The 21,775-nt window shown below is 71.2% G+C and carries 19 protein-coding genes and 1 pseudogene; 11 read left to right on the top strand and 9 right to left on the bottom strand.

Annotation, left to right across the window (positions count from 1 at the left end; all coding sequences use genetic code 11):
• From Amac_RS41835 to Amac_RS41820, 4 genes and pseudogenes are all read right to left on the bottom strand, one after another.
• A pseudogene (locus tag Amac_RS41835) lies at nucleotides 1-260 on the bottom strand (alpha/beta hydrolase); the annotation flags it as partial.
• Nucleotides 261-272: 12 nt separating this feature from the next.
• Nucleotides 273-1,688 carry a S41 family peptidase gene (locus Amac_RS41830; RefSeq protein ID WP_155359973.1) on the bottom strand — a complete coding sequence of 472 codons (1,416 nt, stop codon included), beginning with the start codon at nucleotides 1,686-1,688 and terminating at the stop codon, nucleotides 273-275.
• Nucleotides 1,685-2,737: an ABC-2 membrane transporter-related protein gene (locus Amac_RS41825; RefSeq protein WP_155359972.1), complete on the bottom strand. Its 1,053-nt coding sequence runs from the start codon at nucleotides 2,735-2,737 to the stop codon at nucleotides 1,685-1,687. The genes Amac_RS41830 and Amac_RS41825 overlap by 4 nt, the downstream gene beginning before the upstream one ends.
• Nucleotides 2,734-3,615, bottom strand: a complete 882-nt coding sequence (locus Amac_RS41820; protein ID WP_155359971.1) for an ABC transporter ATP-binding protein — start codon at nucleotides 3,613-3,615, stop codon at nucleotides 2,734-2,736. Before Amac_RS41820 ends, Amac_RS41825 begins: the two co-directional genes overlap by 4 nt.
• Nucleotides 3,616-3,843: 228 nt before the next feature.
• Between Amac_RS41820 and Amac_RS41815 the strand changes: the two genes are divergently transcribed.
• Together Amac_RS41815 and Amac_RS41810 are read left to right on the top strand one after the other, a co-directional pair.
• Nucleotides 3,844-5,271, top strand: a complete 1,428-nt coding sequence (locus tag Amac_RS41815) for a sensor histidine kinase (RefSeq protein WP_246269049.1) — start codon at nucleotides 3,844-3,846, stop codon at nucleotides 5,269-5,271.
• Nucleotides 5,268-5,939 (top strand): response regulator, encoded by a 672-nt coding sequence (locus Amac_RS41810; protein ID WP_155359970.1) that lies wholly within the window; start codon nucleotides 5,268-5,270, stop codon nucleotides 5,937-5,939. Before Amac_RS41815 ends, Amac_RS41810 begins: the two co-directional genes overlap by 4 nt.
• Nucleotides 5,940-6,069: 130 nt before the next feature.
• Here the strand turns inward: Amac_RS41810 and Amac_RS41805 are convergent, their stop codons facing one another.
• A complete protein-coding gene (locus tag Amac_RS41805; protein ID WP_218041607.1) occupies nucleotides 6,070-6,660 on the bottom strand; it encodes a YdeI/OmpD-associated family protein in 591 nt (196 codons plus the stop codon).
• Here Amac_RS41805 and Amac_RS41800 point away from each other — a divergent pair.
• Entirely contained in the window at nucleotides 6,659-7,453 is a 795-nt protein-coding gene (locus Amac_RS41800; protein WP_155359969.1) for a hypothetical protein, read from the top strand. The two genes, Amac_RS41805 and Amac_RS41800, sit on opposite strands and share 2 nt — an antisense overlap.
• Before the next feature lie 133 nt (nucleotides 7,454-7,586).
• On the opposite strand, the gene Amac_RS41795 is transcribed toward Amac_RS41800, so the two are convergent.
• The 3 genes from Amac_RS41795 to Amac_RS41785 all read right to left on the bottom strand — a co-directional run bounded on the left by Amac_RS41795 (nucleotide 7,587) and on the right by Amac_RS41785 (nucleotide 10,683).
• Nucleotides 7,587-8,483: an RNA polymerase sigma-70 factor gene (locus Amac_RS41795; protein WP_155359968.1), complete on the bottom strand. Its 897-nt coding sequence runs from the start codon at nucleotides 8,481-8,483 to the stop codon at nucleotides 7,587-7,589.
• Entirely contained in the window at nucleotides 8,480-9,649 is a 1,170-nt protein-coding gene (locus Amac_RS41790; protein ID WP_155359967.1) for an NAD(P)/FAD-dependent oxidoreductase, read from the bottom strand. The genes Amac_RS41795 and Amac_RS41790 overlap by 4 nt, the downstream gene beginning before the upstream one ends.
• Nucleotides 9,650-9,723: 74 nt before the next feature.
• Nucleotides 9,724-10,683 carry a helix-turn-helix transcriptional regulator gene (locus Amac_RS41785; protein WP_170322932.1) on the bottom strand — a complete coding sequence of 320 codons (960 nt, stop codon included), beginning with the start codon at nucleotides 10,681-10,683 and terminating at the stop codon, nucleotides 9,724-9,726.
• Nucleotides 10,684-10,746: 63 nt separating this feature from the next.
• Between Amac_RS41785 and Amac_RS41775 the strand changes: the two genes are divergently transcribed.
• On the top strand, nucleotides 10,747-11,862 hold the full coding sequence (locus tag Amac_RS41775; RefSeq protein WP_155359965.1) for an epoxide hydrolase family protein: 1,116 nt from the start codon (nucleotides 10,747-10,749) through the stop codon (nucleotides 11,860-11,862).
• 8 nt (nucleotides 11,863-11,870) lie between these two features.
• On the opposite strand, the gene Amac_RS41770 is transcribed toward Amac_RS41775, so the two are convergent.
• Nucleotides 11,871-12,881: a LacI family DNA-binding transcriptional regulator gene (locus Amac_RS41770; RefSeq protein ID WP_155359964.1), complete on the bottom strand. Its 1,011-nt coding sequence runs from the start codon at nucleotides 12,879-12,881 to the stop codon at nucleotides 11,871-11,873.
• A gap of 189 nt (nucleotides 12,882-13,070) precedes the next feature.
• On the opposite strand from Amac_RS41770, the gene Amac_RS41765 reads away from it, so the two are divergent.
• Genes Amac_RS41765 through Amac_RS41735 form a run of 7 tightly spaced genes read left to right on the top strand, consistent with a single transcriptional unit; the run spans nucleotide 13,071 to nucleotide 21,774 of the window.
• Nucleotides 13,071-14,015, top strand: a complete 945-nt coding sequence (locus tag Amac_RS41765; RefSeq protein ID WP_155359963.1) for a dihydrodipicolinate synthase family protein — start codon at nucleotides 13,071-13,073, stop codon at nucleotides 14,013-14,015.
• Complete coding sequence (locus tag Amac_RS41760; RefSeq protein ID WP_155359962.1) at nucleotides 14,012-14,275, top strand: (2Fe-2S)-binding protein; 264 nt, start codon at nucleotides 14,012-14,014, stop codon at nucleotides 14,273-14,275. Before Amac_RS41765 ends, Amac_RS41760 begins: the two co-directional genes overlap by 4 nt.
• Nucleotides 14,265-15,623 (top strand): FAD/NAD(P)-dependent oxidoreductase, encoded by a 1,359-nt coding sequence (locus Amac_RS41755; RefSeq protein WP_155359961.1) that lies wholly within the window; start codon nucleotides 14,265-14,267, stop codon nucleotides 15,621-15,623. Before Amac_RS41760 ends, Amac_RS41755 begins: the two co-directional genes overlap by 11 nt.
• Nucleotides 15,620-16,786: an NAD(P)/FAD-dependent oxidoreductase gene (locus Amac_RS41750; protein WP_155359960.1), complete on the top strand. Its 1,167-nt coding sequence runs from the start codon at nucleotides 15,620-15,622 to the stop codon at nucleotides 16,784-16,786. Before Amac_RS41755 ends, Amac_RS41750 begins: the two co-directional genes overlap by 4 nt.
• Nucleotides 16,780-18,021, top strand: coding sequence for a metal-dependent hydrolase family protein (locus tag Amac_RS41745; RefSeq protein ID WP_170322931.1), 1,242 nt, complete (start codon nucleotides 16,780-16,782; stop codon nucleotides 18,019-18,021). The genes Amac_RS41750 and Amac_RS41745 overlap by 7 nt, the downstream gene beginning before the upstream one ends.
• Nucleotides 18,018-20,063: a hydantoinase/oxoprolinase family protein gene (locus Amac_RS41740; RefSeq protein ID WP_155359958.1), complete on the top strand. Its 2,046-nt coding sequence runs from the start codon at nucleotides 18,018-18,020 to the stop codon at nucleotides 20,061-20,063. Before Amac_RS41745 ends, Amac_RS41740 begins: the two co-directional genes overlap by 4 nt.
• The gene (locus tag Amac_RS41735; protein ID WP_155359957.1) at nucleotides 20,056-21,774 is read left to right on the top strand and encodes a hydantoinase B/oxoprolinase family protein; all 1,719 of its coding nucleotides are present in this window, start codon (nucleotides 20,056-20,058) and stop codon (nucleotides 21,772-21,774) included. The genes Amac_RS41740 and Amac_RS41735 overlap by 8 nt, the downstream gene beginning before the upstream one ends.
• The last annotated feature ends 1 nt before the right edge of the window (nucleotide 21,775 follow it).

Raw genomic sequence — 21,775 nt, 5'->3', positions numbered from 1 at the left:
CCTTCGCGCTGCTTGGTCGGGTACCACAGGGTGACTTTGAGCTCCCTGGTGTCGGCGTCGAGGTTCCAGGGATCGGGGCGGGAGGTGTCCTTCAGGTACAGGGCGGTGGTGCCGACCGGATGGGCGCCGGTGGGGGCGGGCAGGATGGCGGGTCCGGCCGGCGTGGCCGGTGGGGCGTCGGACCGGGGTGGTGCGGGGGCGGAGCAGGCGGACGCGGCCAGGACGGCCAGTCCCGCGGCGAGGGCCAGGAGCTGTCTCATGGAGAGGTCCGTTCACTTGTGCAGCAAGGTCAGGGCCTTGGCCAGCGCGGGGTCGCGTCCGGTGGCCGCGTCTTGCGGGGTCAGGGGCACGTAGTGGTCGGGCGGCACGCCGACCTGGTCGATCACCTCACGGTTGGGCCCCAGGTGGTGCCTGGCGGGGAAGCCCAGGAGGGTGTTGTTGCCGAGCAGGTACGACTGCGCCGGGCCGGAGATGACCCCGGCGGTCCTGGTGCCGACCAGCCGGCCGATGCGCAGGTCCTTGACGGCCGCGCTGACGTGTTCGCACGCCGAGGCGCAGCTCCGGTCGGTGAGCACCACCAGCGGCAGCTCGAGCAGTTCGACCGTGTCGTCGGTCCGGGCGGTCGAGCATCTTCCGCCCGCGGCGCATTGGTAGGCGGTGATCTTGCCGTGGACGAACGCGCTCAGCAGCCGGGTGGCCTCCACGGGGCTGCCGCCGCCGTTGCCGCGCAGGTCCAGCACGACACCGGCCAGGGTCCGGCCGATACGCAGCCGGGAGATCGCCTTGAGCACCCTGTTCGCGGAGTCGGGAGCGAATCCGGTCAGCCGTACATAGGCGACGTCGTCCAGCAGCTTCGACCGCACCACCTGCAGGGCGGCCAGATCCCGCTCGTAGGGGCCAGGCTTGAGCGTGACCGTCCAGCGGCGGCCGGTGGCCTGCCGCAGGAGCCGCAGCTCGACCGGGCGCGCCTCGGGGTAGTCCGGGTAGAGGGCGGCGATCGCGGGGGTGGCCTCGCCGTCGAAGAAGGGCGGCGTCCCGTTGATCGACTCGATGATGTCGCCGGGGCGCAGCCCGGTGGCCTTCGCCGCGCCGCCGAGCACGGTGGTGACGAACAGCGGGGCGAGCGCGACGCCCGGGTTGCCGTCCACCTGAGGGCCGTTGACGTTCGCCTGGAACCCCAGGCCGTAGCCGTCGCCGTCGTAGTAGTCGGGCGGACGCTTCACATCATGCGTCCACCGGGCGTGGTTGTCGCCGAGGGCGGCCACGATGGCTTCGAGGGTGACGACGGCCAGCTTGTCGCGCAGGTCGGGGACCTGGTCGGTGATCTTCCGGTAGGCGGTCTCGAAGGCGGTCCAGTCGGCTTTCCGGTCACCGGTCAGCGCCGGCATGGTGGCCTCGGGCACGTCGCGTCCGTTGCGGTTGATCTCCTGTGTCAGGGCGACGAATCCGGCGGTCAGCAGCGATCGGGCGTCCAGCGTGGCGCCGCTGTAGTAGTTGCCGAGGATGCAGAAGTACGCCTGCTCGATGACGTCGATCGTGGTGGCCGTCTCCGGTTCCCACGGGCCTTGGGGTGGCGCGCAGGCCGTTGCGCCCGCTGTGCTCGCCTGGGTGCGCGGCGGGGTGGGTGCCGTGCAGGCGGCCGCCAGGAGGAGGGCGAGCCCGGAGGCCGCGGTCCTGAGGATGGTCATGACAGGCGTCTCCGGATCCACCAGAAGGAGAACCAGGTGAGGCCGAGGGTGAGCAGGGCGTAGATTCCGGTTTCGATCCACTGGAGGGGCCAGAAGCGCTCCAGGGGCTGGTAAGTCGCCTGCTGCCGGTAGCCGAGCCGGTTGATCTCGACCCAGCACGCGTCCAAGTTCGGTGGTCCCCCCTGCGGTGCGCAGGGTCCCGACGTTGCCGATACGGGGATGGGCGCTTCTTCGCCCATGCCGGCGATCGTACGTCCGGACGGATCGAGGAGGTCGCTGGCCAGGACCCAGGCGCCCGCGTGGCCGGGAACGCCCGGCTGCATGGAAATCAGCACAGGTCCGCCTCCCTCTCCCTGTACGTGGAAGCCGCCCCCGTTCACGTGGCTGAGCTCGAAGGTCGAGGTGACCGGGGGCATCAGGTGGGGCCGGACCAGCAGCGGCATGGCGAGTTGGACCGCGACGAAGGCGGCCAGGGTGAGGGCCATGGCGGGCAGCGTGCGGCGCACCAGCATGCCCACGGTCACGCCGAGGACGAAAGCGAAGGCCGCATACCCCATCGGGACGATGCCACGCGCGCCGAACACCAGCGGAGCCATCAGAGCCAGGTCCAGAACAGCCGACTTGTCCAGGGGGTCGGACCACCAGGTCACCGCGAGACCGCACAGGCAGGCCGCGGCCATAGCCGCCAGACCGACGAGCCCGAGCTTGACCGCCAGCCAGCGGCCGCGGGTGACGCTCTGGTTCCACACCAGCAGGTGCGTGCCCGCCTCCAGCTCGCGTGTGATCAACGGTGCTCCCCAGAAAAGCCCGACGAGAGCGGGCAGGGCCAGCACGACGAAGCTGACGGCCACGAAGAGGAGCTGATGTTCGCCGAAGAACCCGTCGAAGAACCGGTCGCAGGTGTCGTCCGGAGTGCACCCGGCGATCCCGGCGGCGTAGCGGGATGCCAGGTCCGGGCCGGTCAAGGCCAGCACGGCGGTGAGAACGACGAGCACGGCCGCCATCAGCGCGGCCGAGCCGCGGAACTGGCGCCAGGTCAGCCAGATCATCGCTGCACCTCCAGGGCGACCCGCCGGTTCTCCGCGGCGTGCTTGTCCATGTAGGCCAGGACGAGGTCCTCCAGACTGAGCCGGCTGACCGTCCAGGCGGGGTCGTGGATGGGGGCGTCACTACGGACGACGACGGCGCTCTGCCGGTCGGTGTGGCTGGCGGAGATCACGTGCTGGAGCCGATCGAGGGCGTGGCGCGGGCCGGTGAGCCGGTGGTGGGTGGCCAGTAACTGGTCGACCTTCCCGGCCATCCGGACGCGGGAGTCGACGAGGACGATCAGGTAGTCGCAGACCCGTTCCAAGTCGGAGACCAGGTGGGAGGAGAGCACCACGTTCAGCTTGTGCCCGGCGGTGGCCTCCGTCAGGCCCTGCAGGAAGTCGCGGCGGGCCAGCGGGTCGAGCGAGGCCACGGGCTCGTCCAGGATCAGCAGCTCGGGACGCTTGGCCAGGCCCAGGGTGAGAGCGAGCTGGGCGCGCTCGCCGCCCGACAGCTTGCCCGCCCGGTGCGAGGGATCGAGATCGAGCTGTCCGATGCGTTCGCGCGCGAGTGCGGCGTCCCAGCGGGGGTTGAGCCGGGCGCCTAATCGCAGGTGTTCGGCGACGGTCAGCCCCGCGTAGACGGGGGTGTCCTGGGCGACGAACCCGACCCTGGCCAGTTGCGCGGGCGTGCTCCCGGGTCGGCCGCCGAGCACGTTGATGTCCCCCGCCGTCGGTTCGAGCTGACCGCTCGCCAGCTTCAGCAGCGTGGTCTTGCCGGCTCCGTTGGGGCCCACCAGCCCCACGACGTGGCCTGCCGGGATGTCGACGGTGCAGTCGCGCAGCGCCCAGCGTTTGCCGTACTTCTTGCCCAGTGCCTGGGCCTGCAGGACAGAAGTCACGCTATGTCCTCCTGAGCGATGGTCCGAAAGGTGGTCATGAACAGCGCCTCGACGTGGGAACGAAACTAGGCACTGCTTGTGCCGGTGCGCGTCGGCCGTCGTACCGAGATCGCGTACTGCCTGAGAACGAAGGGCCGCCAGATCATCCCTGCGATGTACTCCCGAAGACCGTGCGCCCCGTCACAACGGCCGATGCGTGACGGGCAGGCAGGCGGTGACAATGTGCCGGTGGAGACGGGTGAACGACCACCGCGGTGGCGGCATGTGCTTGACCTAGGCAGCCAGCTGGAGAAGGACTACCGGGACACACCGGGGCTGAGTAGCGAAGGACCCCCAAGGCCGTCTCGCAGAGCACTCGCCGCCGACGTGGTGGTCGCGATCGTCCTGACGGTCATCGCGGTGACCTTATCGGTGAAATATCCGGTGAACGGCCCCGTCGCGGATCAGTCCGGAGTGATCGAGTACTTACGGCTCCGACCTGCCACTGCGCCCCTACCGCCGGTTCCTGATCTCCCGCCAGTGCCTGATCCCCCGACCGACCGCCCACCACCTCCTGATGTCCTGTCCCCACCCCCTGGCAACCCGTCCGGCAACGAGCCGGCCCAGCCTCTCCCTTGGGATCCGACCGCGTTCCTGGTGGCGCTGACGGCGTTGCCGCTGGCGGCGCGGCGCCGGTACCCGCTCATCACCTTCTGGGTGGTGCTGGCCGCCGCGCTGGCCACATACGCGAGTGCCACCTGGATCACCGTGCTGGCCTGCGCTGTCGCCGCGTACGGCGCCGTCGTCCACGGCCGTAACCGGTTCCTGGCAATGGGTGGCCTCGTGCTCGCGGCCGGGCTCGCCGGTGGCGCGTTCCGGGACATCGCGCCTGGGCTGCCGAGTTGGATGGGGCCGTTCGTCGTCCTGCTGAGCGTCGGCGTCTTCGGGAGCTTCGTGCGATTCTGGCGGCGCCAGCTGGGCGCCAGCCGGCATCGGCTCGCCGAGCTGCAGCAGGCGCAGGCGAACGCCATGCGCAGGGCTGTCGCGGAGGAGCGCTCCCGGATCGCCGCCGAACTCCACGATGTGGTGACCCACAATGTCAGCGTGATGGTGATCCAGGCTGGCGCGGCCCGCAAGGTCATGGACGTGGAGCCGGAGCAGTCGAAGCAGGCTCTGATCGCGATCGAGTCCGGCGGCCGGGCCGCCATGGCCGAACTGCGCAACGTCATGGGCCTGCTCGCCGGCCCGGGCGGCGAGCGTCTCGACGGGCCCTCCGACGGGCTCGAACCCCAACCCGGGCTCGACCAGCTCGAGGCACTGGTGGATCGGGTCCGCGCCGCCGGTGTGCCCGTGCGCGTCAAGGTGTCGCCGCCTGGGCCGCTGCCTCCCGGGATCGACCTCGCCGCGTACCGCGTCGTGCAGGAGGCCCTCACCAACACGATCAAGCACGCGGCCGGGGCCGCCGCGTCCGTGACGATCGGTCATGACGGCGACTGGCTGGAGATCGAAGTGACTGACACCGGTGGGGCACGGAGCGCCGGGCCGCGGACCGGCGACGGCAGGGGGCTGATCGGGTTGCGCGAGCGGCTCGGTATCTACGGCGGGACTCTGGACGCCGGACGGACTGCCGAAGGCGGATTCCGGATCAAGGCCCGCGTCCCGTGGAGGACACCATGACCGAGCGGTTGCGCGCCGTCATCGCCGACGACCAGGCCCTGGTACGCACGGGATTCCGCATGATCCTCGCCGCTGACGGCATCGACGTGGCGGCTGAGGTCGCCGACGGGGACGAAGCCGTCGCCGCGGTCCGCCGTACCAGGCCCGACGTCGTGCTTATGGACATCCGGATGCCGCGGATGGACGGCCTCGAAGCCACCCGGCGGATCCTCGCGGGCGGCGCCGAGGACACCCGCGTGCTGATCCTGACCACCTACGACCTCGACCACTACGTGTACGCCGCGCTCGCCGCGGGGGCGAGCGGGTTCCTGCTCAAGGACGTCACACCCGAACACCTGGTGGCCGCGGTACGCCTGGTGCGCTCCGGCGACGCCCTGCTCGCGCCCACCATCACCCGCCGCCTGGTCGAACGTTTCGCCCGCCGCGACAACGTGAAGCCCGCCCTCCACCGCGATCTGTCCCCGCTGACGCCGCGGGAACTGGACGTGCTGCGCCTGCTCGCCACCGGCCTGAGCAACGCCGAACTCGCCGACCAGCTGACCCTCAGCGTGACCACGGTGAAGACCCACGTCGCGCGCATCCTGTCCAAGCTCGGCCTGCGTGACCGTGTCCAAGCCGTAGTGGTCGCCTACGAGACCGGCCTGATCTCCCCCGGCGGCACCGGTTGACCTGAATCCACCTCAAGGGAGGATCTTAGGTGTAGTACCAGTCGAGGCACGCCCACTGCTCGTCCGGGACGCTGGCCGGATTGGGCCGTTGGCCGTTCTCATAGCGGATGTAGCAGGCGGCGTAGCGCGCTCAGGTCCTGGGACGCTGCTTCATCCCCGCCTCCAACAGCGTGACCATTTCGGCGATCCGCTGCGCCCGCGTCACGGGGCGGCCTTTGGTGGCATCGATCCAGCGCAGATAGGCCCGCTGGTAGAACTGGGCGAGCGAGTCAAAGAACGCGCCCGCCGCCGGATTGGTTTCCAGCGCCGCAGCCACATCATCGGCAAGATCCGCTCGCTGCGGCCCCTCCGGCGCCAGCACCACGGTCACCTGCGCCCCCGGCTCCAGCCCACACCGCAACCAGGCAGGGCCAACTAGAAAACCGCGTTGCCCTTTGTGCTCGATGATCACCGCACGGATACCCATCCCGTTCAGCGTCCCCGTCACATGATGCACATGCTTGGGTGCCCAAACCGCATCCGGATCGAACGGCACCGGGACGAACATGCGCCCTCGCCCACCCGGCTGGCTATCGACGGTGTATTCCTGCTCCTGCACGCCCCGATACTGCCACGGCAGAAGTATCGAGCCGGTATTACTTGTGGGCGTTTGGTGCATGAAGTAGGCAGATTTCGTTAACCAGCGGCATTTGCAGCTGATCTTCGGCATGATCGCGGCCATGAAAAAGATGATCACGATTCTGCTGGCCGGTGGCGGGCTCCTGATGACCGCCGTTCCCGCACAGGCCGCGCCGGTGGATCCGGTACGCGCGCTGAAAGCCAAACTGGTGCCCGGCCATGGCGTCCGCTTCACCGAGACCACGACATTATCCGGCAAGGACGTCACGACGTTATCCGGGGATGTCGTTAAAGCCCAGCTCCTGGGCCGTACCGGGACCTTCCAGTTCAGCAAGAAGGGGATCGCGGCCTCCGACATCACCGCCAAGTGGCTCGATGGCGCGGCCGCGTCCAGGCGCGCCTTGCCGCCGGAGCGGGCCATCAGCGTGGGTAAGGTCTGCTACGTCTCAGGCGGCACGTGGAAGGAGGACCTCCCGAAGGGCAAGACCTGGTACCGGACCGAGGCCTTTGCCGCGGGCGCCGCTGGCTTCCAAGGACAAGTGATCAACCCGGCCGAGCCCACGACCTTGTCCGTCCTGATCAAGAAGGCCAAGAAGGTCAGGAACACCTACACCGGCACGATCACCTTCAAACAACTCGACAAGGCGTCGCCCTGGTTCTCCGCTTCCATCCCGCTGCGCGCCAGCGACGACACGAAGGTGTCCTACACCCTCACCATCAGTTCCGCCGGCCTCGTCACCAGGGTGGTCAGCTCCTACCCGGCCACCGGGGTATTCGACACGAACGAAATGGACGGCAAGACCATCACCATCGACAGCCGTTTCACCGGATGGGGCCGCAAAGTGTCGATCAAGGCTCCCGACCGGCACAAGGTGGCCACCAAGCTGAACGAGTAATCCCAGTGACAATATTGTGGCCGCATTGCCCGATACCAGCGCTAAAACTCCAAACCCTGCTTCCATCCCGCTGCGCCGGCCCACTGTCAGGTCCAGGCCGCTCCGAGACTGCGGGCTGGCTCGTCATCGGTATTCATCGCAGGGTGAGGGGGGTTTCGGATTCGACGCGGGACAGCTTCTCGGGGTTGCGGACGTAGTAGAAGCCGGTGATGAGGGCGTTTTCGACACGGATCGCTATGACGCCGTCGAGTTCGCCGTCCAGGTGTACGACGAGTGCCGGGTTGCCGTTGACCAGGGTGGGGCCAATGGTGGCCGTGCCTCCGTACCTGGCGATACCACCGACGATCATGCGGACCACCTTTTCGGCGCCGATGACCGGACGCAGCGCGGCCTGCTTGACTCCGCCGCCGTCGGCTACGAGGACGACATCCGGGGCGAGCACATCGAGGAGGGTCTGCAGGTCCCCGGTTTCGAGTGCGCGCTGGAACGCCTCCAGAGCCGCCCGGTTCTCGCTCGGGGAGACCACCTCGCGAGGGCGGCGGGCATCGACGTGCCTGCGGGCGCGGTGCGCGATCTGGCGGACGGCCGCGGGGGTCTTGTCGACGGCGGCCGCGATCTCGTCGTAGCCGACGCCGAAGGCCTCGCGCAGCACGAAGACGGCGCGCTCGGTCGGCGACAGCGTCTCCAGGACGAGCATTAGCGCCATCGACAAACTCTCGGCGAGCTCGACGTCCTGGGCCACGTCCGGCGCGGTGAGCAGCGGCTCGGGCAGCCAGGGACCGACATACGCCTCCTTGCGGCGCCGCATCGTGCGCAACCGGCCGAGCGACTGCCGGGTCGTGATCCGGACCAGGTAGGCACGCTGGTCGCGCACCTGCCCCACGTCGACCTTGACCCACCGCAGCCAGGTCTCCTGGAGGACGTCTTCGGCGTCGGCCGCCGATCCGAGCAGCTCGTAGGCGACGGTGAAGAGCAGGTTGCGGTGGGCGACGAAAGCCTCGGTCGCCGGGTCGGCGGCGCGGTCGCTCATATGGCCCGCAGCAGCTGCCGGCGCTTGGCATCCTTGGCCCAGGCCGGGAAGTTCAGCGAACCGGGCTTGCGTGCCTGGTACGCCAGTTGCCAGCGGATGCCCTGGCAAATGAACTCCTTGACCTTCGCGCCAGGGCGGCCGCCGATGTAGAGCCTCATCGCGACGTCGTTCCTGTGGGCCAACTGGAAGATGCCGGCCCGGCGCCCCAGGCTGATGCACTGGGCGACGAGCGCCAGCGCGAGCGGCGCGGGGTGCTCGCCCGCGATCCGGCTGAGCACGGTGTCGGCGGCGTGCGGGCCCAGCTGGATCGCGGCCTGGCAGCTCATCCGGAACGGCAGGTCCGACGGCGCCGCCGAATCCCCGGCCGCGACGATGCGCACGTCGTCCACGCTGGTCAACGTCTCGTCCGTACGCAGACGGCCCAGGGCATCGGTGCTCAGCCCGCTGCGGCCGGCCAGGTCCGGCACGCTGAAGCCGGCAGTCCAGATGGTCACCGTGCTCGGCAGCTCGCGGCCATCGCCGAGCCGTACGGCATCGCGGGTCACGGCCGTCACCCTCGCGCCGGGGCCGTCGAGCACGGTCACCCCGAGTCTGGCCAGCTGCCCGGCGACCGAGCGTCGGCCCCGCGGGTGCAGGTACGGGCCGAGCGCCTCGCCGCACACCAGGGTCACGGCGCGGCCGGCCTCCGCCAGCTCGGCGGCGGTCTCGATGCCGGTCGGACCGGCTCCGACCACCGTCACCGCGGCCGTGGCGGGAGCGGCGTCGAGGACCGCCCGCAGCCGCTGAGCTTCCTCGAAACCGGCGATCGGGTAGGCGAACTCGGCCGCTCCTGGCACGCTCCGGTCGGCGCTGCCGCTGCCCACCGCGTAGATCAGGTAGTCGTAGCCGACCGTGCCGCCGGTCGCCAGCAGCACGCGGCGCTCGGCCGCGTCGATCCGCGTCACGGTGTCGACCACCAGCCCGATGCCCTCGGCCAGGACGTCGCGGTAGCCGACGACCGCGTCGTGGGACCCGCCCACCAGCTGGTGCAGGCGGATCCGCTCGACGAAGGCCGGGCGCGGGTTGATCAGGGTCACGGTCACGTCGTCGCGCTGCGTCAGGCGATTGGCCGCCATGACGCCGGCGTATCCGCCGCCGATCACAACGACCTCGGTGTGCTCAGCCATGGTGTCTCCTTCGCTTCTCGGCGTTCAGCCTTAAGACACCGCGGGCTCGATCGTTGTGACATGTGTGAGACAGATCACGGGGTGGAGCGGGCGTAGCGGGCGGTGAGGTCGCGGATGTGGTCGATGAGTTCCGGGGGCTCGGTGACCTCGAAGTCCAGGTCGAGCATGCCGAGGTAGACGGCGAGGGTATTGAGGGAGTCCGCGCCGGTGTGCAGCACGCAGGTGTGCTCGTCCAGAGCCTCCACCACGCCGACGGCGGGGTTGACGCGCTCGGTCACGACCTCGGCGGGCGCGTGGACGACGACCCGGGATCGATAGCGCCAGGCCGCGGCTGAGACCCCCCGCGCGACGTACGCGGCCGCGCCGCCCTCGGGCGGATCGCGAGGGGGGAAGCGGGGGCCGGTGGGGACGCGCGGTTCGACGCGGTCGACCCGGAAGGTGCGCCAGTCCTGGCGGTCGACGTCCCACGCGACCAGGTACCAGCGGCGGCCCCACGACACCAGCCGGTGCGGTTCGACGGTCCGGACGCCGGTGGTTCCGTCGTGGGCGCGGTAGTCGAACCGCAGCCGCTCCTGGTCGCGGCAGGCCGCGGCGAGCGCGGTCAGCACGCTCGGGTCGACCGCCGGTCCTGGACGGTCCGCGGGCACGGGTTCGGTGTACGTCTGCAGCGTGTTGACCCGGTACCGCAGCCGGGAGGGCAGCACCTGTTCCAGCTTGGCCAGCGCGCGTACCGAGGTCTCCTCGATGCCGGTGACGCTTCCGCCGGCGGCGGTGCGCAACCCGACCGCCACGGCCACCGCCTCGTCGTCGTCGAGCAGGAGCGGCGGCATGGCGGTGCCGGCGCCCAGCCGGTAGCCGCCGTCGGTGCCCCGGGTCGCGTTCACCGGATATCCGAGATCGCGCAGCCGTTCGACGTCGCGGCGCACGGTCCGCTCGCTCACATTCAGCCGCTCCGCGAGGTCCGCGCCGGACCAGTCCCGCCTGGCCTGCAACAACGACAGCAGGCGGAGCAGCCGCGCCGAGGTTTCCAACATGTTCCCCAGCATGCCAGGACTTCAGGACAGAACCTGACCGGAAGGGTCCGTAGCGTACCTGTCATGAGCGAAAACACCGAGATCAAGCCGTTCCGCATCGACATCCCGCAGGCCCAGCTGGACGACCTCCACAGCCGCCTCGACCGCACCCTCTGGCCGGACGAGATCCCCGGAGCAGGCTGGGACTACGGCGTTCCGGTGGAGTACGTGCGCAGGCTCGCCGAGTACTGGCGCGACGGGTACGACTGGCGCGCCCACGAGGCCGAGATCAACCGGTTTCCGCAGTTCACCACCGAGATCGACGGGCAGAACATCCACTTCCTGCACGTCCGCTCGCGGCACGAGAACGCCCTGCCGCTGATCCTCACGCACGGCTGGCCGGGCTCGATCGTGGAGTACCTCAAGGTCATCGAGCCCCTCACCGACCCCGAGGACCCGGCGCAGGCGTTCCACGTGGTGATCCCGTCACTGCCCGGCTTCGGCTTCTCCGGCCCGACCAAGGAGAAAGGCTGGAACCGGTACCGCACCGCCAAGGCGTGGGCGGAGCTGATGCGGCGGCTGGGCTACGACCGCTACGGCGCGGTCGGCAACGACGGCGGCTCGTTCGTCTCGCCCGAGGTCGGCCGGTTCGACCCCGAGCACGTCGTCGGAGTGCACGTCACCCAGCTCTTCTCGTTCCCATCCGGCGATCCGGCCGAGTTCGAGAAGATCACCCCGGAGGACCAGAAGGCGCTGGAAGTGCTGCAGTGGTTCTACGACAACAAGATGTCGTTCAACGCCTTGCACGCGCAGCAGCCGCAGACGCTGTCGTACGCGATCTTCGACTCGCCGGTCGGGCTGCTTGGCTGGAACGCGCAGCTCTTCGGCGACACCGTCGACGTCGACGCCGACTTCGTCCTGACCAACACGATGCTCTACTGGCTGACCGGCACCGCGACGTCGGCCACCCGCTTCTACTACGAGGACGCGCACGCCGAGCACCCCGAAGGGCCCACCACCGTCCCGACCGGCCTCGCGATGTTCGACGGCGACTTCGTCTCCATGCGCACGTTCGCGGAGCGCGACCACAAGAACATCGTGCACTGGAAGTCGTACGGCCGCGGCGGCCACTACGCCGCCCACATCGTGCCGGAGGTGCTGACCGAGGACCTGCGCGCCTTCTACGCCCGCCTGCGCTGACCGGCCCGTCAGCGCGGGGGCGCGCAGGACGCGCGGGTGATGAGTTTGGCGCCCACGCGGTAGGAGCGGCCAGTGCCGTGCTCGCCGGGGGAGCGCTTCTCGATCTGCTGGAGGAGCAGGTCCATGGCCAGCTCGCCCAGTTCCCTGGCGCCGTTGTCGACCACGGTCACGGCGGGCTGCCACCAGCGTAGCCAGGGGATGTCCTCGTAGCAGATCAGCGAGAGCCGGCCGGGAATGTCGATTCCGGCGGCCACCAGGGTGGGCAGGGCGCCGAACACGGCTTCGTGGTTGGCCGTGAACAGGGCCGTCGGGTTCTGGCGGAGCAGGCGGGTGGTCGCCTCGGCGCCGAAGGCGGGGTCGAAGGGGCCGCGCTCGACGAGATCCTGCTCGACCTGGCGGCCGTGTTCGCGCAGCGCCTGCTCGTAGCCCGCGAAACGTTCCCGTCCCGAGTTGGTCGTCAGTTCGCCGCCGATGAAGGCGATCCGCTCGTGCCCGAGGTCGAGCAGGTGGGTGGTGGCGGCGTGCGCGCCCTCGCGGTCGGCCGCGAGCACGCTGGGGGCGGCGCTCTCGGCGGCGGCCCGGATGACGCTGACCATCCCGATGCCCTCGGCCAGGAGCGCGTTGGTGAGCGCCGCGTTCTTGCCGGTCCCAATCATGATCAATCCGTCCACGCCGTACGCGGCGAGGGTGCGCAGGAACGACTCCTCGCGGCGCGGGTCGGCGTCGGTGATGCAGAGCATCACCTGGTAGTTCTCGACGGCGGCCCGCCGCTGCACCACCTCGGCGATGGTGTGGAAGGAGGCGTTGATCAGGTTGTTCAGGACCAGGCCGATGAGGTGGGACTGGCGGGAGCGCAGGGTGCTGGCGGCGCGGTTGGGGCGGTAGCCGAGCTTGGCCGCCGCCTCTTCCACGGCGGCCCTCGTCTCCGGGGAGATCAGCAGGGAACCGCTCAGGGCACGCGACGCGGTGCTCCGTGACACGCCCGCCGCGCCCGCGACGTCCTTCAACGTGATCGCCATCCTGCTCCTTGCTGGGATCGATCCCATCCTATCCCGCGATCTTCCCAGATGGGAATTCCACGCTGCCATGTTTCCGGGAAATTGAACAGGTAAAAAGCATGTTTCTTGCTTGACCAGAACCGGCCCACGGGCGCAACCTTATGCAATCGATCCCACGAACGTGGGGCGTAGCAGAGACCCGGGGGACCCATGGATCGCGACGACGTCAGCTGGCGGGGCTACTGGCCGGCCGCGCCGACACCCTTCACCGCGGCTGGAGCGCTGGACGAGCAGGCGTGGCGCGCGCTGCTCCGGCTCTACGCGGCGCAGGGGGTGCACGGCGTCCTGGTCAACGGGAGCACCGGTGAGTGGTTCAGCCAGACGCCCGCCGAGCGTCGCCGCGTCGCCGAGATCGCCGTGGCCGAACTCTCCGGGCGGATCCCGGTGGTCATCGGCGTCACCGCCTACACCCCCGGCGAGGCGATCGAGCTGGCCAGGCACGCGGCCGAGGCGGGCGCGGACGGCGTGCTCGCCACCCCTCCGCCGTACGTCCATCCGGGTCCCGAGGAGATCCTCGCCTTCTTCCGGGAGGTCAGCTCGGCCACCGACCTGCCGTTCATGGTCTACAACTGGCCGCGCGGCGTCAGCGTCGACATGTCCGCCCATCCCGGGCTGATGCGGCGCCTGGCCGACCTGGACCACGTCGTGGCGATCAAGGACAGCACCGGCGACTGGCTGCGCATGCTCGGCACCGTCGAGGCCGTGAGCGACCAGGTCCGGGTCTTCGGCAGCTTCGTGCACCGGCGCGGCCTGGCCGTGCTGATGGAGCTGGGCGGCGACGGCAACATCGACGGGGGAGGGCTGGGCGCGCCGTTCGCGGTGCCGTACTACGACGCGGTCGCGGCCGGGAACGCCAAGGCCGCCCGCGGCTGGGCCGACCGGTACGCGGGGCTCTCCACCCGCCTGATCAACCCCGACTACAGCGGCGTGTACGGCACGCCGATCGCCCAGCTCAAGGCCGCCATGGCGATCCTCGGACAGCCAGGGGGACACCTCAGGCCGCCGCTGCTGCCGATCGTCGACACGGCGACACTCGACGCGATCGGCGCGGTCCTGCGGGAGTCCGGCCTGGCCGAAGCTCGGGGCGCGCGATGACCCGTACCGCGACGATCATCGTCGACGACCGCCCCGTGACCGCCGTGGCGGGCGTGAGCCTCACCGCCGCGCTCGTCGGCGACCGCCGGTGGGCGCTTCGCCGCAACCCGGTCGACGGCGGGCCGCGCGGCCCGTTCTGCGGGATGGGCGTGTGCTTCGAGTGCGAGGTGACCGTGGACGGCGTGCCCTCGGTCCGCGCCTGCCTCACCAGGATCCGGCCCGGCATGCGCGTCGACACCGGAGCGCCCGATGATCGTTGAGCGTGACGTCGTCGTCGTGGGCGGCGGGCCCGCGGGGCTCACCGCCGCCGCCCGGCTGGCATCGGCCGGGCTGACCGTGACGATCCTGGACGAGCAGCCCGAACTCGGCGGTCAGTACTACCGGCGGCCCGCGCCCGAGGTCGCCAGGCGATGGGGCGACCACCGCCGCGAGGGCGGCGAGCTGATCGCCGAGGCGCGTGCGGCGGGCGTGGAATGCCGCCCGGGCCATCTGGTCTGGGGGCTGGCCGACGACGGCCGCACGCTCCTCGCCGAGGACGCGGCCGGGTCGCCGGTCCGGTTGCGGGGCCGCGCCATCGTGCTCGCCACGGGCGCCTACGAGCGGGCCTTCCCCTTCCCGGGGTGGCAGCTCCCCGGGGTGACCACGCCGGGCTTCGCCCAGCACCTGGCGGCGAGCGACCACACCCCGGTCGGGGAGCGGGTCGTGCTGGCGGGCTCGGGGCCGTTCCTGCTGCCGGTCGCCTGCTCGCTGCTCGCGCTCGGGGTGAAGGTGGCCGGAATCGCCGAGGCGGGCACGCCGTACCGGCTGGGACGGCGGGCGCTGGGCGCGCTGCGCCACCCCGCGCGGCTGCGCGAACTGGCCGGGTACGTCGCGCGGCTGGCCCGCGCCCGGGTGCCGATCTGGCAGGGCACCGTGGTGCTCCGCGCCGACGGCCGCGACCGCGTCTCCGCCGTGACGCTGGCCGCCGCCGCGCGTCCCGGCCTGGCCGTCCGGACCGTCGAGGTCGACGCCCTGTGCGTCGGGTACGGTTTCCGCCCGCAAACCGACCTGGCCCGCATGCTGGGCTGCGAGGTCGTCACCGACGCGGCCACCGGCGACGCGATCCCGGTCACCGACGCGGCCGGCCGCTCCTCCCGCCCGGACGTGTACGTCGTGGGCGAGGCCGCCGGGATCGGCGGCGCGCACCTAGCCAAGGCGCGCGGGCTCGCGGCGGCCCACGCCATCCTCACCCGCGAGACCGGCCACCCCACCCCTCCCGCCGAGGCCCGCGCGCTCGCCCGCCTCGGCCACTTCACCGCCCTCACCGACGCGCTCTACCCCAGCCCGGCCCAATTGCTCGACCTGCTGCTCCCCGCCCTGCCCGACAGCACGCTGGCCTGCCGCTGCGAGTCCGTCACCGTCGGCGAGATCCGCGCCGAAGCCACCGGAGACGTCAACGCCGCCAAGGCCAGGACCCGCGCGGGCATGGGCCCCTGCCAGGGGCGCGTGTGCGGCTTCGCCGTCGCGGGACTCGCCGGGGGCGACACGGTCTTCCCTGCGCGGGTCCCGGTACGCCCGGTGCGGATATCGACGCTGCTCGAACTCGCCGCGGAAGGCGAGACGGCATGAACGCGGACGTCGTCATCGTGGGCGCGGGAGTGCTGGGCGCCGCGGCGGCCTGGCAGCTGGCCCGCGGCGGCAGCCGGGTCGTGATCTTCGACCGGAGCGCGCCCGGCCGCGAAGGCTCCGGGACGACGGCGGGCAACCTGCACGTGCAGGCCGTGCACACCCGGCGCCCCGGCCAGGAGGTGCCCCTCGACAGCGCCAGGTTCCTGCCGTTGCAGCGGGCGGCCAGCGACCGGTGGGAGAGCGTCGAAGACGACCTGGAAACCTCGGTCGAACTGCGGCGCAGCGGCGGATTCACCATCGCGGAAACCCCCGACCAGTGCCAGGAACTGAAGGAGAAGCACACCTGGGAGGCCGCCGCCGGGATCCCGACCGAGGTCCTCGACGGCGACGCCGCACGGGCGGCGCTGCCGCTGCTCGGCCCCACGGTCGCCGCCGCAACCTGGTGCGAAAGGGACGGCTACGCCAATCCGCTGAAGGTCACCCCCGCCTACCTGGCCGCGGCGGCCAGGCACGGGGCCGAACTCGTGCCGTACGCACCGGTACGGGAGATCACGCGGCGCGGCGCGACCTGGCGGGTCACGGCAGGGGAGCACGTCGTGGAAACCCCCGTGGTGATCGACGTGGCCGGGCCGTGGCTGGGCGAGATCGCCGCGCTGGCCGGGATCCGGCTGCGGATGACGCCGGTGGCGATCCAGATGCACGCCACCGTGCGCGCCCCCGTCACCCTGTCCCACCTGGTCCAGCACATCGGCGAAGGGTTGTCGGTGAAGCAGGTCACCGCGGGCAATCTGCTCATCGGCGGCGGCTGGCCGGCGGGGAGCCTGAACCTGGCCGGCCGGAGCGCGACCAGCACGCGCAGCCTGCTGGGCAACGTGGCCCTGGCCGTACGGGTGCTGCCCTTCATCCGGGACCTGCGGCTGCTGCGCGCCTGGGCGGGACCGCTGGCGGCCACCCCCGACGAGATGCCGCTGATCGGCGAGGTGCCCGGCGAGCCCGGCTTCCTGGTGGCCGGCGGGACGTACGCGTTCACGTTCGCGCCGCTGTGGGGCGAGACGCTGCGCCGCCTGGCCGAGGGCGCGCCGCCGCCGGTGGAGATCGCCGACCTCGGGCCCGACCGGCTCATGACCCAACCGATGACGCACGAAGGGAGACAGCGGTGCTGACACTGACCGGCGGGCACGTGGTGGACGTACGCTCCGGGCGGATCCGCCGGAACGTCAACGTGGTGGTGCAGGACGGGCGGATCGAGCGGATCACCGCCGCCGCCCCGCCACCGGAGGCGGCCACCGTAGAGCTGGGCGGCAGGTACGTCCTGCCCGGCCTGATCTCGGTGCACACCCACCTGTCGGTGCGCTACCCGTTCTCCGCCATCGACGAATCGGAGGACTCGGGGCTCACGGCACTGCGCGCGCTGTCGCGAGCCCAGGACGCCCTCCACGCCGGGGTCACCACGATCCGCTGCGTGCACGAGCAGAACCGCGCCGACCTCCTGGTGCGCACGGCCGCCGAGCAGGGCTGGGTGAACGCGCCGCGCATCGTCGGCGCGGGCCGCGCGATCTCCACCACCGGCGGCCACGGCCACGGGAGCGCCTGCTCCTACGCCGACGGCCACGACGGCTTCCTGCGCGCCGCCAGGCAGGAACTCGCGGCGGGCGCCGACCTGCTCAAGATCTTCATCACCGGCGGCATCGCCCACCAGGGCGAGTCGTTCACCGGCGCGCAGATGACGGCGGAGGAGATGCGAGCGGTCGTCCGCGCCGCCGAGGAGCACGGCACCTACGTCACCGCGCACGCCGGCTCCGGATCGGCGATCAGGGAGGCGCTGCACGCGGGGGTGCGCGGCTTCGAGCACGCCTACGAACTGGATGAGGACACGGCCGCGCGGATGGCGGAGCGGCGCGTCTACCTCACCCCGACCCTGTGCGTCACCCGCTGCCCGGAGTGGATGGCCGAGCACGACTTCACGGCGTGGCAGATCGAACGCGCGCTGGCGGTCGGCCCCGGCCACCTGGCCAGCATCCGCCGGGCCATCGCCGCCGGCGTCGCCGACCCAGCCGACCCCCAGGCGCCGGGCATCACCATGCTCGCCGGCACCGACTACCCGCCGGGCGAGCCCATCGAGGACACCGTGGTCGCGGTCCGCGAGATGGAGTTCCTGGCGGAGGCCGGTCTCGACGCGGCCCAGACGCTGCGCGCCGGCACCCTCGACGCGGCCCGCCTGGTCGGTCTTGCGGGCCGGGCGGGCTCCGTCGAGGAGGGCTACCTGGCCGACCTGATCGTCACCGACCGCGACCCGCTCGGGGACGTCTCGGCGCTGCGCCGCATCCCCTTCGTCATGCAGGCCGGGCGGATCGTCCGCGACGACCTGCCCGCTCCCCGGCACGGAGGTGCCCTGTGAAATCGGCGATCCGCTTCGCGGTGGACATCGGCGGCACGTTCGTCGACGCCATCGCCTACGACGAGACGACCGGCGAGCTGAGGCTGCACAAGGCCCCGACCACGCCAGGCTCGCCCGCCCGCGGCGTGTTCGACGCGGTCGGCGGCCTCGCGGACCGGCTCGACGACGTCGAGGCGTTCGTGCACGGCACGACGCTCGGCCTGAACGCCATCCTCCAGCGCCGGGGCGCGGACGTCGGCATCATCACCAACGAGGGTTTCCGCGACCTGCTGGAGATCGCCCGGGCGAACGTCCCCGCGGCGCACATGTACGACTTCTCGTACGCGCCCCCGCCGCCGCTCGTGCCCCGCCGCCACCGCACCGGCGTACCCGGCCGGATGGACGCCCAGGGCGCCGAGGTGACCGAACTCGACGAGGACGCGGTGCGCGAGGCGGGCCGCCTCCTGGTGGAGGAACGCGGGCTGCGCTCGCTGGCGATCTGCTTCCTGCACTCCTACGCCAACCCCGCGCACGAGCGGCGGGCCGCCCGGATCCTGCGCGCGGCCTACCCGGACGTGTCGGTCTCGACCTCGACCGACATCACCCGGGAGTACCGCGAGTACGAGCGCACCAGCACCGTCACCCTCGACGCGTACATCAGGCCGGTGCTCAACGACTACATCGGCGCCCTGGAGGGCGGCCTAGCCGACGCCGGGCTCACCCGCCCCCTGCACATCATGCGCTCGGGCGGCGGCGCGATGACCGCAGAACTGGCCCGGCGCGCGCCGCTGATGACCGTGCTGTCCGGCCCCGCCGGCGGCGTGGTGGGCGCGTCCTTCCTGGCCCGCGAGCAGCACCTGCCCAAGCTGATCTCCTTCGACGTCGGCGGCACCAGCGTGGACTGCTGCGTGATCGAGGACGGCGAGCCGGGGGAGGTGCACGAGGCGGCGATCGACGGGTTCCCGCTGCTCATCCCCATCTTCGACATCCGTACGGTGGGCGCGGGCGGCGGCTCGATCGCCTGGATCGACGAGGGCCTGCTCAAGGTCGGCCCGCACAGCGCCGGCGCGGTTCCCGGGCCGGTGGCGTACGGCGCGGGCGGCACCGAGCCGACGGTCACCGACGCCGCGCTGGTGCTCGGCTACCTGGACCCCGCCGCATTTCTGGACGGCGAGATGGCCATCGACGCCGGCGCCGCGCGCGCCGCGATCGAGGCCGAGCTCGCCGTCCCCCTCGGCGTGACCGTCACCCAGGCGGCGGCGAGCGTCTTCCAGGTCCTGCTGGCCCGCACGGTGGGCGCGCTGCGCGAGATCACCGTCGAACGCGCCCTGGACCCGCGGGAGTTCGCCCTGCTCGCCTACGGCGGCGCCGGTCCGCTGCTCGGCCCGATGCTGGCCCGCGAGATGGGCATCGCCACGACCCTCATCCCGCGGGTTCCGGCCGCGTTCTCCGCCTTCGGCATGCTGATGTCGGACCTGGAGTACGAATTCGCCACCACGGTGCTGCGCCCGCTGAGCGACGCCACTCTCGCCGCCGTCGAACCCGCCTTCGCCGAACTGGAGCAGCAGGGCGAGGAGGTGCTGTCCACGCAGGGCATCAAGCCCGAGGACCGCAAGCTGATCCGCCGCCTCGACGTGCGCTACCACGGCCAGGAGCACAGCCTCGGCATCGACCTGGCCCCCGGCGACACGGCCGCCACCGTGCTGTCCCGCTTCAACGCCCAGCACGAGGCCAGGTACGGCCACGCGATGCCGGACGCGGGCCAGATCCTCACCCTGCGGGTGCGCGCGGTGGGAAAGCTGGCCAAACCAGGGCTGCGCGAGCTGCCGGCCACCGGCCCGGGCCGCGCGCGGCCCGCCGGTTCCCGCCCGGCCTTCGACGTCGCGACCGGCGAGGTCACCCCCTTCCAGGTGTACCTCAGGGGCTCGCTGGCGCCCGGCCACACGCTGCGCGGCCCGGCGATCGTCGAGGAGGGCACCTCGACCACCGTGATCTTCGCCGACCAGCGGCTCACGGTCGACGGCTACGGACAACTGCTGGTCACCGGAGGAGAGAATGACTGAACCGCTGGACGGAGCCACCGTCGAGGTGATCCGCAACTACCTGGTCTCGGTGGGCGAGCAGATGCGCCGCACCCTGGTCAGGGCCGCGTTCAATCCGGTGATCTACGAGGTGCTGGACTTCGGCATCTCGATCTACAACGCCGACCTGGAGCTGACGGCGGAGGCGGCGGGGATCACCTCCTTCCTCGGCGCGAACGACCACGCCATCGTCAAGGGCGTCGAGTACGTCGGCCGGGAGAACCTCCGCCAGGGCGACGTCTACCTGCTCAACTATCCGTACTGGAGCGGCGCGCACTCCTACGACGCGATGCTGTTCGCGCCCGTCTTCCGCCCCGGGCACGAGGGTCCCGCCGCCTACCTGGCCGTGCGCGCGCACTGGATGGACCTCGGGGCGAAGGCCCCGGGATACGTCCTGGACTCCACGGACATGCACCAGGAAGGGCTGATCTTCCCGGGCACGAAGATCGTGAGCCGGGGCGAGGTCGTCCGCGACATCGTCGAGCTCATCCGCTTCAACTCCCGCCTGCCCGACCTGACCATCGGCGACTTCCACGCCCAGCTGGCGTCACTGCGCACCGGCGAGAACCGGCTGGCGCAGGTCTGGGAGAAGTTCGGCGGGCCGACCGTGGACCAGGCCGTACGCCAGATCATCGAGCACGGTGAGCGGGTCGCGCGCAAGGCCGTGGCGGCGCTGCCCGACGGCACCTGGACGGCCTTCGACTACTGCGACGACGACGGCATCACCGACGACCTGATCCGGATGGAGGTTAAGGTCACCATCGCCGGCGAGCGCATGGAGGTCGACTTCAACGGCTCGGACGGCGCGGTCGCCGGGCCGGTCAACCTGCCCATCGGCGCCACCGAGAGCCTGGCCAAGGCGATCTACAAGGAGCTGACCACCGCGACGGAGCCGTCCAACGCGGGGCACTACCGGGCGCTGGACATCAAGGCGGACCCCGGCAACTTCTTCCACGCCGTCTACCCGGTCGCGACCTTCACCCAGTGGAGCGGCATCGTCGCCTTCGAACTGATGCACAAGGCGCTGGCCCAGGTGCTCGACTCCATTCCCGCCTCCTCGGGGGGCGACGAGCCCGGGTTCATGGCGCTCGGGCACGACCCGCGTACCGGCGCCGACTATGTGATCAGCAACAACGAGGGCATCGGCTGGGGCGCCAGCAGGGACCACGACGGCGCCAACGCCCAGCAGCACCCCTCGCAGAGCGTGGTGCGCAACACCCCGATCGAGGTGCTGGAGCACAAGGCGACCCTGTTCCACGAGCGGCTCGAACTGATCCCCGACTCCGGCGGCGCGGGCCGGCACCGCGGCGGCCTGGGCGTGCTCAGGCAGGTCCGCTACCTGGCCGACGGCGAGGTGCTGTCGATGAAGAAGAAGAGCAAGACCCGCCCCTGGGCGCTGCACGGCGGCCAGGAGTCCGAGCCCAGCGAGATGGTGCTGTGGCCGGAAACCGAACGCGCCAAGCGGGTCGGAATGTACCGCGCGGCGATGCGGGCGGGGGACCGGTTCGTGAACCGGACCGCGGGCGGCGGGGGATACGGCGATCCGCTGGAGCGCGATCCAGCCGCGGTGGTGGCCGACGTGCTGGACGGCTACGTCAGCGCCGAGATCGCCGAGCAGATCTACGGGGTGATCGTCGATGAGACCGGCGGCTGGCGGCCCACACCCGCCAGAGCCGAAAACCACGAAGGGTAAC

This window comes from Acrocarpospora macrocephala (assembly GCF_009687865.1).
In the GTDB taxonomy this organism is placed as follows: Bacteria; Actinomycetota; Actinomycetes; order Streptosporangiales; family Streptosporangiaceae; genus Acrocarpospora; species Acrocarpospora macrocephala.
Note: the sequence above shows the minus strand (reverse complement) of the source record. Positions and strands in the feature narration are given on the sequence as shown.

What these genes read in the sequence shown, in the direction of transcription:
- Amac_RS41830 (WP_155359973.1), bottom strand. Translation starts at nt 1,688, where the DNA reads ATGACCATCCTCAGGACCGCGGCCTCCGGGCTCGCCCTCCTCCTGGCG.
- Amac_RS41825 (WP_155359972.1), bottom strand. Translation starts at nt 2,737, where the DNA reads ATGATCTGGCTGACCTGGCGCCAGTTCCGCGGCTCGGCCGCGCTGATG.
- Amac_RS41810 (WP_155359970.1), top strand. Translation starts at nt 5,268, where the DNA reads ATGACCGAGCGGTTGCGCGCCGTCATCGCCGACGACCAGGCCCTGGTA.
- Amac_RS41800 (WP_155359969.1), top strand. Translation starts at nt 6,659, where the DNA reads ATGAAAAAGATGATCACGATTCTGCTGGCCGGTGGCGGGCTCCTGATG.
- Amac_RS41805 (WP_218041607.1), bottom strand. Translation starts at nt 6,660, where the DNA reads ATGGCCGCGATCATGCCGAAGATCAGCTGCAAATGCCGCTGGTTAACG.
- Amac_RS41795 (WP_155359968.1), bottom strand. Translation starts at nt 8,483, where the DNA reads ATGAGCGACCGCGCCGCCGACCCGGCGACCGAGGCTTTCGTCGCCCAC.
- Amac_RS41790 (WP_155359967.1), bottom strand. Translation starts at nt 9,649, where the DNA reads ATGGCTGAGCACACCGAGGTCGTTGTGATCGGCGGCGGATACGCCGGC.
- Amac_RS41785 (WP_170322932.1), bottom strand. Translation starts at nt 10,683, where the DNA reads ATGTTGGAAACCTCGGCGCGGCTGCTCCGCCTGCTGTCGTTGTTGCAG.
- Amac_RS41775 (WP_155359965.1), top strand. Translation starts at nt 10,747, where the DNA reads ATGAGCGAAAACACCGAGATCAAGCCGTTCCGCATCGACATCCCGCAG.
- Amac_RS41770 (WP_155359964.1), bottom strand. Translation starts at nt 12,881, where the DNA reads ATGGCGATCACGTTGAAGGACGTCGCGGGCGCGGCGGGCGTGTCACGG.
- Amac_RS41765 (WP_155359963.1), top strand. Translation starts at nt 13,071, where the DNA reads ATGGATCGCGACGACGTCAGCTGGCGGGGCTACTGGCCGGCCGCGCCG.
- Amac_RS41760 (WP_155359962.1), top strand. Translation starts at nt 14,012, where the DNA reads ATGACCCGTACCGCGACGATCATCGTCGACGACCGCCCCGTGACCGCC.
- Amac_RS41755 (WP_155359961.1), top strand. Translation starts at nt 14,265, where the DNA reads ATGATCGTTGAGCGTGACGTCGTCGTCGTGGGCGGCGGGCCCGCGGGG.
- Amac_RS41750 (WP_155359960.1), top strand. Translation starts at nt 15,620, where the DNA reads ATGAACGCGGACGTCGTCATCGTGGGCGCGGGAGTGCTGGGCGCCGCG.
- Amac_RS41735 (WP_155359957.1), top strand. Translation starts at nt 20,056, where the DNA reads ATGACTGAACCGCTGGACGGAGCCACCGTCGAGGTGATCCGCAACTAC.